This is a genomic window from Rhizobium sp. AP16 (genome assembly GCF_000281735.1).
GTDB classification, from domain to species: domain Bacteria; phylum Pseudomonadota; class Alphaproteobacteria; order Rhizobiales; family Rhizobiaceae; genus Rhizobium; species Rhizobium rhizogenes.
Window position 1 is genome coordinate 1 of the sequence record NZ_AJVM01000052.1, and the last position, 4954, is coordinate 4954.

7 protein-coding genes are annotated in these 4954 nt (G+C 56.8%); 3 read left to right on the top strand and 4 right to left on the bottom strand.

The genetic code is table 11. The annotated features are described in order from the left end of the window. Nucleotides 1–27 precede the first annotated feature (27 nt). Both PMI03_RS16000 and PMI03_RS16005 read right to left on the bottom strand, forming a co-directional pair. Nucleotides 28–1362 (bottom strand): YceI family protein, encoded by a 1335-nt coding sequence (locus tag PMI03_RS16000; protein WP_007695048.1) that lies wholly within the window; start codon nucleotides 1360–1362, stop codon nucleotides 28–30. Nucleotides 1363–1500: 138 nt separating this feature from the next. Beyond that, a complete protein-coding gene (locus PMI03_RS16005) occupies nucleotides 1501–2178 on the bottom strand; it encodes a YceI family protein (protein ID WP_007695049.1) in 678 nt (225 codons plus the stop codon). A 341-nt stretch (nucleotides 2179–2519) separates the two neighbouring features. On the opposite strand from PMI03_RS16005, the gene PMI03_RS30750 reads away from it, so the two are divergent. Further along, complete coding sequence (locus tag PMI03_RS30750; protein WP_309574390.1) at nucleotides 2520–3107, top strand: alpha/beta hydrolase; 588 nt, start codon at nucleotides 2520–2522, stop codon at nucleotides 3105–3107. Continuing rightward, complete coding sequence (locus PMI03_RS31085) at nucleotides 3023–3280, top strand: hypothetical protein (protein ID WP_309574391.1); 258 nt, start codon at nucleotides 3023–3025, stop codon at nucleotides 3278–3280. The genes PMI03_RS30750 and PMI03_RS31085 overlap by 85 nt, the downstream gene beginning before the upstream one ends. Before the next feature lie 307 nt (nucleotides 3281–3587). Here PMI03_RS31085 and PMI03_RS31765 read toward each other — a convergent pair whose 3' ends face one another. Further along, nucleotides 3588–3827, bottom strand: coding sequence for a hypothetical protein (locus PMI03_RS31765; RefSeq protein WP_131596099.1), 240 nt, complete (start codon nucleotides 3825–3827; stop codon nucleotides 3588–3590). 362 nt (nucleotides 3828–4189) lie between these two features. Between PMI03_RS31765 and PMI03_RS16015 the strand changes: the two genes are divergently transcribed. Beyond that, a complete protein-coding gene (locus tag PMI03_RS16015; protein WP_007695053.1) occupies nucleotides 4190–4474 on the top strand; it encodes a hypothetical protein in 285 nt (94 codons plus the stop codon). A gap of 195 nt (nucleotides 4475–4669) precedes the next feature. Here PMI03_RS16015 and PMI03_RS32040 read toward each other — a convergent pair. Beyond that, nucleotides 4670–4954, bottom strand: a 285-nt coding sequence (locus tag PMI03_RS32040; protein WP_039974190.1) for a hypothetical protein, incomplete at its 5' end; no start/stop codon positions are given.

The window sequence follows — 4954 nt, forward strand, 5'->3', positions numbered from 1 at the left end:
GCCGCGTCAACGTGACAGTGCCGTCAATTATTCTCTCGTCGCGCTAACCGCGATTTCGACCGCAATGGTCTTGGAGACCCATTCCGCCGCCGGGTCGGAAAACATGCCGAGATCCAGTGCGGCCCGATCGAGTTCGACCTTGCCCTCGACCTCTGCCCTGCCGCCTTGTTGTTTGTAAGTGAAGGGCAGGGTGAGCGGAACGGTCGTCTTCTTGATGGTCAGTGTACCGACGGCTTCATAGCGATCGCCGCCGAGCGATCTGAAGCTTTGGGTTTCGAAGCGTGCCTCCGGGAAACGCGCGGCGTTGAACCATTCGCCGTTTTTCAATGAGCTTTCCTGGGTGGCGTCGCCGGTCTTTGCGGAGATAGTATTGACGATGATAACGGCTTTCGAACCGGCCAGATTGGCGGGATCGAAGCGAATATCGCCGCTCCATTCGTCAAAACGCCCGTTGAAAGGCTTGCCTGCATGGTTGCCGCTGAAGGTAATGCCGGAGGCAGCCTTGTCGATAGTCCAAGCCGTTGCGCTGGCGCCTGCCGCCGGGGTGGTGGTCGCCGCGGAGGAAACCGGAGCTGCGGTGGGAACCGTTGCTTCTGCCGCCGCTGGTGGTGGTAGCTCGGTGCGCGGGCCTGGTAGATGCAGCCAACAGCCGACGAGGCCGATCAGCAAGACGAAGGCAATGCCGGCGCTGCGGGGCAGCAGAGCCTTCCCGGCCGGCGCATGGTGTTCCTCATGCCCTTTGCCACGCAGAAAGGGCAGCATTTGAGCGAGGACGCCATCGCGGTCGATGATGTGGTGTTTAAGCGCTGCGGCCATATGCAGGCCGATCAACAGGGCTCCGCCATAGGCCATATAGGCATGGGCGCCCATGGCGCCGAAGGCGAGCGTACGCATGCTTTCGAGGCCCGGCAGATCGGGAATGGTGAACAGGCCGAACCACGAGGTTGCAACCATCAAAGGACGGTCCGTGCTAATGGCCCAGCCGGCCGAGATATAGGCCCAGCCGGTCAGCGGAATGGCGAGCAGCAGGCCGTAAAAAGCAATATGCGTGGCGCGGGCGAGGACCCGCTCCCATCTTTTCATGCCGGCGGGCAGTGCAGGGATTGGATGGGTGAGGCGCCAGCTAACCCGAAGCAAGGTCAGCGCGAGAATGGCGAAACCTAGAGATTTATGCACCTGAAACAATTGATAGGCGAGTTGCTGTGTGTCGGGCTTGTTGATAGCTCTGACCATCCACCAGCCCATCGGGATCATGGAGATCACCAAAAGTGCCGTTGCCCAATGGAGAACGATGGCGACCGCGCTATAGCGCTTGCTGGTTTTGAGAGCCGGGCGAACCGATGCGCTGGAATGAATATTCATTGCCACCCTATCAAGACAGGACCCGCCAGCTTTAAGTGTTCGATGACGGGCAAAGAGAGAAAACGATTTGCAAATCGAAACGTCGGTCAATGGCTGACTGCGATGAGAAACCGTATCGCAGTCAGCGCGCTTGACGACTTACTTGGCCGACGTGTCCTGGATGAATTCGCCATCGAAGCGGATCGTGACATCAGGGCCGACAAAGCCGACCGGCTGGCCAAATTCGGTGCGGTTGAAGCTTCCCTCAGCCGCAAAGCCTACGGCCGGCACGCCTGCGAACGGATGACTGTCGATCTCGCCATTGAACGTGGCTTTCAGGGTCACGGGCTTGGTGACGCCAAGGAAGCTCAGATCGCCCGTGACATCGGCGGTCGTCGGGCCGGTGGAGGTGACCTTCGTCGATTTGAAGGTGATCTTCGGATGGGCGTTGCTGTTCAGCATTTTCGGATCGCGGCTGATTTCCTCATCCCAGGTCTGATAGGGCGAGGAAGCGTGCGTGGCCTTGTAGTCGGCCGGATAGCCGGTCACGACCGAGGTTGCATCGATGCTCGCCTCGATGGAGGAGTCCTCAATCTTGGCCGGGTCGAGCTTCAAGGTGGCCTCGAGCTTGTTGAAGCGAACGGTGTAGTTCGAGATCTTGTTATGCTTCACGGACCACAGCAGGGCCGCATGTGTCGGATCCAGCTTGTAGACCCCGGCCGGTGCTTTGGCCTCGGTCGCGGGCGCCGCCGACTGGGCAAAGGAAGAACTCGAGGTTGCAGTCAGCATCCCCAAGGCGATGAGTGCGCCGGAGACGCTGTATCGGTTTATTCTCATATGTATCAAACCCTTTCTCTGTTGGTAGGCGGGACGACTATTGAAAAATATGGCGCTCACTTGGAAATGAATTAATGTTGAGGAAACAGCTCTTGAAATTAGTGATTGCTGGACCAACGAGGGCACCTCGCTATCTTTCCAAGGCATTTCCGAATGCCGTAGGGCACCTCCGAGCGATCGCTGACGCCTCGAAACTGGGGCGTGCATGAGCGAATACGAGTGCAGCCAAGGTAGAATTCTGCGTTTCTGTCGCGATGCGTATCGCGATTGCGCAGGTTGGATATTGTCATGGGAGGTTTGTGCCTATGCCAGGCTCGGCTCGTCATCCGAGTGTTTCGGTGATGGCATCGTCGATCAAGCTGCTGAGCAATGAAACCGTCTATGTGCATCCGGGCTCAGTCAGCTTGCTGGGCTGGTTCGTCAAATTCTATCTTTGGGTGAGTGGCGACAAGCCCAAGCTAACCAGGAAATTGCGTTCCCCACCCGGTAAGCCGCGCGATGCAATACCGGCGCGTTTTTTCGGCGAGTTCAAGATCGCGATGAACCAGGTAAACGGCCGCAATGTTCATATGCTCGTACCCAAGGGGACCACATCAGGCCAGGTCGTTTTCTATATTCACGGCGCCTATATCTTGAACATAGCCGGTGCCCATTGGAACCTGATCGGCGATCTAATCAGGCAAACCAACGCGACCTTCGTCGTCCCGGACTATCCCAAGGCACCCGGCGCAACTGTGCCAGTGGGGCTGGCAATGGTCGAGCAAGCTTATAAGGACCTGACCGCGACGGTCCCTGCCGAGAACATCACGATAATGGCGATAGCTCGGGCGGTGGACTTTCCCTGGTGCTGGCGCAAAAACTCCATGCCGACGGGGCCGGACAGCCTAGGCAGCTCGTGCGGTTATCGCCGTTTTTGGATGGTAGCATGAGCAATTCTGGCTATGCGCCGATCGAGAATAACGACCCCTCGCTGAGCATCGAGATCGGCAAAATGGCGGGCAAATTATGGGCCGGCGATCTCGATGTCAAAGACCCCAGAGTAAGTCCCATCTATGGCTCAAGACACTTTGCGGGCCTTTATCGAATCCAAGGATCATACTAAAAGTGGAGAAGAACCGAATTACGTTCTGGCCTTCCGATAGTTTCATTTGCTGACCAAGCGGCATTGGAGGGCTGGTTGGCGGAGCAACCGACCGATTCCAACGGTGCGTGGATTAGATTTTGTAAGAAGGGTTCGAGCGTCGCCAGCGTCAGCAAAGCTGAGGCTATTGAATTCCACCGCGATCTGACCCGTCTTTCCCCTTAAAGCTGGCCCGGCCAGGCGGAAACAGGCCTATGAAGTGCTTCACCATTTCGAGCTGATTGTGGCTTGTCGCTAAATGGAACCCTGGATGAACTTCATATGGAATTCAACATCCCGTTAATTGATCCTGCCGCGGTATGCTGTTGCCGCCGCCCGATCCGCCGCCATTTCGATCTTGGACGAATGCCGTATGTGTGAGGTCAACAGCAGCTCCTCCCATGGGAGGAGCTGCTAACGCCAGCGCAAGGCCGACGACATGAATGGCAAAACGGACATCCCCGCGTACTCCCTTTCCCAAACGTCCTTCAACCTTCATCGCGGCCGTTCCCAGCAAATCATCGCGCATTAGAATATCGTCAAAATCTCACCTTTCCACAGCCATAGGACCAATGCCTTGGGTATTCAGACCTTGGTCTGATTCGCCATCATAAGCTGCGCTCCAGACGCTGTTCTCGAAGCGAAAAAATCCCCCCTTCCGACGAGGAGACGACGGGATTAATGATGATATCATCGCAGCTTATCCGCGTCGTGAGCTCGGTTGGCCGGCGCTCATTTGGCCTGCTATCCTTCGGTTGACTCACAGGCCGGACAGATCGCCACTACGACGATCACGGACCCAATCGTTAAAATGCGGCTGGTTATTTATACCCTTAGGCAAGATAGCCGCTGCTACCGGAATTGCGTTGGATTAACAACGAGAAACCCTAAATGCGACAAACACATGATGTGGTTGGCGGCGCACTCAAAACAATGAATGACCTGGCTGACAATCTTACGACCCTGATCACCGCGAGCTATCCTCCCGCGGTCATCCTTACCACGCTTATGAGCGAGGCTGCTCTGGCTTTTCCGGGCTTGCGGGACGCGGATATAGCGAAACTGATCGACGATCTTCTGCAGACGGCGAAAGGCAAATCTGCAGCTTCGACCGAAGTTATCCCGTTTCCGTTGTCTCGTCGCCGAGAGGCGGCAACCGTCTTCGCGCGCGCGTGATCAGGTCAATTCCCCCCAAAGTCAGAGCCGAGGGCCATTCGGAGGACAGATACTGCTCTTGATTATTCGCCCTGAAACGGCGAAGGGGAAAAGTGTCAGTATCGCACCATAATTTTTCTGGACGGCCCCATGCTCAAGAGTTTTGCCATAGCGGCGATCGCAGTAGCGACAATCATGTCAGCAACACCATCCTTCTCACAAAGCATTGAGATCGGCCCCGGTGGCGTACGCATCAATCCGGGCATGGAGCCGCCGCCGCGTGACATGGGTATTAGCGAGCGCCAAGCCATACGCATAGCGCGAGGCAACGGCGTGCTGGACGTGGATGACGTCGTCCGTAGACGCAATGTCTTTGTCGTACGGGGCGTAGACCGCGACGGTGACGACATCAAAGTCGTGCTTGATCGGCGCACGGGCGAAGTGCTTTCGGTCGATTAAATGCTCTGATGGAGCCTTGGCGGCGATGTCACGTTGTTCGCT

Coding starts and splice junctions, on each gene's coding strand:
- PMI03_RS16000 (WP_007695048.1), bottom strand. CDS start 1,362: ATGAATATTCATTCCAGCGCATCGGTTCGCCCGGCTCTCAAAACCAGC.
- PMI03_RS16005 (WP_007695049.1), bottom strand. CDS start 2,178: ATGAGAATAAACCGATACAGCGTCTCCGGCGCACTCATCGCCTTGGGG.
- PMI03_RS30750 (WP_309574390.1), top strand. CDS start 2,520: ATGGCATCGTCGATCAAGCTGCTGAGCAATGAAACCGTCTATGTGCAT.
- PMI03_RS31765 (WP_131596099.1), bottom strand. CDS start 3,827: ATGCGCGATGATTTGCTGGGAACGGCCGCGATGAAGGTTGAAGGACGT.
- PMI03_RS16015 (WP_007695053.1), top strand. CDS start 4,190: ATGCGACAAACACATGATGTGGTTGGCGGCGCACTCAAAACAATGAAT.